The organism is Bacteroides sp. AM54-2NS, from assembly GCF_003602935.1.
GTDB classification, from domain to species: Bacteria; Bacteroidota; Bacteroidia; order Bacteroidales; family Bacteroidaceae; genus Bacteroides; species Bacteroides xylanisolvens.
In genome coordinates this window covers 1-4,774 of sequence record NZ_QTMZ01000099.1, presented here as the reverse complement: position 1 = coordinate 4,774, position 4,774 = coordinate 1, and the positions used below count along the sequence as shown (strand labels likewise).

The following is a 4,774-nucleotide window of genomic DNA, read 5'->3' as shown; positions in this document are numbered from 1 at the left end:
GTATACGGTTCCGCCCTTTCAGGGCTTGTGGCTGGTGTGTTTTTTTCGTAGGGCGTTGCCCTACGCTATATAATTAAGCCCTTTCAGGGCACCCCAATAAATATATAATTGTAAGGCTTTCAGCCTAACCGATAAATTCTCATTTAACCGATAAATTCCCATTTAACTGCTAAATTCCCATTTAACCGCAAAATTCCCATTTAACCGATAAATTCTCATTTAACCGATAATTTCTCATTTAACTGCAAAATTCCCATTTAATTAAGAACGGTACGGAAATGAGGTAAACTCATACAATTATAATTCAAAAAGACTTCCGTAAACATTCTCAAGTATACTTATCACTATGAGAAAAAATACTCATAGGTATGAGAAGAAATACTCATTACAATGAGAACTTTTTCTCATTGCAGTGAGAATATACCCTTGTCAGAATAGGCTGAAACAGTTCATTACTGTACCGGAAACGAGCTAATTCTAATTCAAAACCGAACATGAATGCTTGTCTACTTCCCACTATATTTACTTGGCTGCATCCCGAATTGTTTCTTGAACAATGAACTGAAATACTTCGTGTTGACAAATCCGGTTTCGGCGGCGACATCGGTTACGCTTTTACCTTCTTTCAGCAGTTCGGCAGCTTTTTGTAGCCGGATGATACGGATAAACTCTTGCGGCCCTTTTCCCGTCAGTGATTTAAGGCGACTGTAGAATAGTGTCCGGCTCATTGCCATTTCATGGCACAAGAGATTGATGTTGAAATCGGGTTCATCCAAATGTTCAAGAACAAACCGGGTAGCTTGCATGATAAACCGACGGTCGCCCTCGGCCATTGTTTCGCTTGCTGTCGTTACGTTTTTGTTGTCGATACTTTCATTGTTTTCATTGCTTTCATTGTCGTCACGTTTGCCGCCCGCCTCTACTTGAGCGATGGCTTGCCGCATGAAAAACTGCCGTTGCCTGTTTCGATTGTCAATCAATCCTTGTACTTTCAATTTCAGTATCTCTGTACTGAATGGTTTGGGGATATAATCATCCGCGCCTTTCTTCAATCCTTCCACTATTGCTTCGTGGTTAGCCTTTGCCGTCAGCAGAACGACGGGAATACCTGATGTGTCAGGATTTTCCTTGACCATTCTGCAAAGCTCGTCACCCCGTATGCCGGGCATCATGACGTCGGAGAGGATGATGTCCGGATATTCATTGGCGAGACAGGCGATAGCTTCGTGTCCGTCGGCAACATCAATCACCCGATAGAGGTGTTCAAAGGTCTGGCGGAGGTAGTGACGGAGAGTTTCGTGGTCTTCTACAATGAGCAATGTATTCCGGTCGTCCGGATCTTTCATTTTATCCGTTTCGTGGCTATTATTATTCGATGTGCCGGCAAGGTGTTCGAGGGATGATTCGTGCGACACGGGTTCGGCTACGGTGGTGGTTCGTGGCAATGTTACGATGAAAGTAGTTCCCTTGCCCTCTTCGGAACAGAAAGTGATTTTTCCATGCAGCATCTTTACAATGCGTTGCACCTGCAACAGTCCGAATCCGGTTCCTTCTTCCTGTGACTGCCGGGCATTTTCGGCTCTGTAAATATCGGAGAAGATGTGCTTCTTCGCTTTCTTCGGTATGCCTATTCCGTTATCTTTCAACGAAAGGATGGCTTTGCGTTTCGTGGCTTTCAAATCCAGACTGATTTCTCCCTGGGGCATGGTGTATTTGCAGGCATTGGAAAGAAGATTGTCGAGTAACATCTCTATCAGGTGTTTGTCGGCCGAAACGAAAACGGATTCGTCGGGTTGGGTCAGATTCAGTGTCAACTGCTTCTTCTCGCAAAAAGACCGGAAGACGGAGACTTCTTTCAGCAAAACTTCATTCAGACAAAGCGGAACCGATGAAGAAGATTGCTTGTGGGCGTCTACCTTTTCAAATTCGAGCAACTGTGTGATGAGCGAATGGAGTTTCCGGGTACTTTCATGAGCCAGATTCAGGTAATAACGGGCTTTGTCCGAGAGATCCTGTTCCCGGTTCAAATCCTCCAGCGGCGCCATGATAAGCGTTACCGGCGTGCGAATGTCGTGCGCCGTGTCGATGAAGAAACGTATTTTGTCTTCGTCGTATTTCTTTTGGAGCTGGTTGCTCTTATAGCGCAGGATGAAATAGAAAACGAAGCCTATTATAAATAGGTAAATAGTCCAAGCCCACCACGAGTTCCACCATGGCTGGCTCACTTTCACTTCTAAGGTGCTTTCGGAGATAGTCTTTCCGTCGCTGCGCCGCAGGCTGCGCACCTTAAAAAGATAAGTGCCCGGCGATACCTTGGTGTAGGATGCCTTGCCCTCGGCAGACGGTTTGCTCCAGTCATTGTCATACCCTTCTAAAATATGCTGATAGACAATATCGCGCTGGAAACGATAGTTGATAGATTCAAAAGAAACGGTAAACGAGTTGTATTTATAGCCAAGCCGTACCGCACGGTCGGCAAGCATATCATGGATGGCAGGTTTCAACGATTCTTCTTCCTGGACGTTTTGATAATCAACCGTCAGCCCTGTGAAACGCAGGAGCGTCCAGTAGTCTACGGTTGAAATGTCGAGTGGCATGATAAAGACAGCGCCATCCGTGCTGCCATACACAAACTCGCCGTTCATCAACCGGGCAAATGAGGATTTGTTATATTCCTTGTCTATATTGCCCGCATAGTTGAGGTTCGACACGCGCAGGCTGTCTATCAAGGCAATTCCTTTTCCGGTGCTGACCCACAAGCGTTTCTTGTCGTCTCGCTGCAAACTATATATATCGTTGGACGGCAATCCCTCTTGAACAGTGAAAGTCTTTACCGTCCGGTTTTTCATATCATATAGATTCAATCCTCCCCCTTCGGTTCCCAGCCACACGGTTCCGTCGTCATTGAACAGCATAGAGATGATATAAGCACTGACATTCTGATTGTGAAATTCCTGGGAATTGGCATAGTGCTGTATATTCCCTGTATGTTTGTCCACCAGGAAAAAACCGTTGACCGTAGCCACCGCTACCCGGTTTCGGTCGATAGGTTCAATGGACTGTACCCAATTCACGTCGAAAGACCGTCTGCTGCCTTTTTCTTTTTCAAACATGATCAGGCATCCGTCCAGACCTCCTATCCATAAGTCTCCCTCCATGTCTTGTCTGACGGAGAAGATATAATTGGTAGTCAATTGCCCTTGTTGCTTGGTGAGATGGCGTAACACGCGTCCGTTGTTATCCAGTAGATACACTCCGTCTCCGTACGTTCCTACCCATACGTTCCCATTTCCGGATGTGCAAAGAGAAATGGTTACGATTTCTTTCAGCACGTGTTTCCAAGTGCCTGACAGGGTGTTTCGGATGCTGATTCCATCATCGGTAGCGAACCATTGGTTGCCATCCGGATTTTCTTCGATATCATTCACGTTGTTGCTGATGAGAGAATGGGTATTTCCCTTTTCGTGTATTAATATCGAAATGGGATGTTTCAGCAGGATAGCCACGGATACACCTCCCGTATAACTACCTATCCAGATGTTGCCCTGGTCGTCTCTGGTTACGGCATATACGCCGTTTCCGCGCAGGTAAGTATCTGTGTCATCTTTGGTGTTCATCAGTAAACGGGCTTTCTTGGTGTCCTTGTCTATCGCATACACACCGCCACCGTCTACGCCTATGAGTATGGTATGTACATCATAGTCTGTAATTGCCCGTATCGGATGAAGGAACGTGCTCCCTTGTCCCTCCAGCGCAAGCACTTTGGAAGTGTTGAGGTTCATCACAGACAAACCGCTGCCAAATGTGCCTATCCAGAGTTCTTTTTTCGGTTTGTCGCAGAACAATGTTTGTACATTCCACCCTTCCAGCAGCTGGCGTTTCTTATCCGGCAGGGCGTGTGACAGTTGGCAGACTCCGTTAGAAGTACCCACAAAAAGCGACTCGCCGGCAAATGCGATGTCGTTGACATATTGTCCTTTCAGCACGGCAACTATACGATGGTCCGCTTCTTGCTTGTATAGTCCTTTATCCGCCCCCATCCACCAGGTTCCGTCACTATCCAAACAGAGTTTGTTCAAGATGACTTCTTCCTGAATCAATTGTCCCAGGTGGAGGACTTGTTCAAAATGATCCAGGATGGTGGAATATCGGTAGATTCGTCCGGTGTGGTCGTAGGCAAACAGTCCTTGTTGTGCGTCGTACAATAAGTAAAGCCTGCGTCCGGCAAGATCGCCATAATAGAAACTGCCCGGTAAATCATAGTTCTTTACCGTATGACCGTTGTATCTGTCTATTCCGGTTTTTGTAGCAATCCACATAGCACCGTCTCCATCCTCGACAATCGAAAAAACACGTTGACTACTAAGGCCTTCTGCATAGCCTACATGCCTGACATCGAACATCCGGTTGGTCAGTTCGGCTTTGACAGCCATATTTATCATTAGTAGTAAGGTGATAACAAGATTAAAACGAACCATATTCTTTTAATTGTTGACATTACAAAGATAAAGTTTCTTTAGAAAATCCCAACAGAATAGGGGTGTGAAATTAGAAGGAATATTCAGTAAATCTTCCTAATAATCATGTTATAAACGGCTGTCTTGGTACTGGTGTATAGGGAGAATGGATATTATGAAGCAGGGAAGAATACCTTATCTCCCCTTTATTATTGTATTAAGTTACCGCTCTTCTTGCATCAGACTACCGATATAGTTAGCGTTCCCACGGCCGTGACCGACTTCTCTTCGACGCGTGAAGAGAAGTTACCACAGCT

General features: G+C 45.6%; 1 protein-coding gene. It reads right to left on the bottom strand.

All coding sequences use genetic code 11. The features are described from left to right. Nucleotides 1-506: 506 nt before the first annotated feature. Nucleotides 507-4,478, bottom strand: coding sequence for a hybrid sensor histidine kinase/response regulator transcription factor (locus DXA05_RS25645; protein ID WP_128859773.1), 3,972 nt, complete (start codon nucleotides 4,476-4,478; stop codon nucleotides 507-509). Nucleotides 4,479-4,774 lie beyond the last annotated feature (296 nt).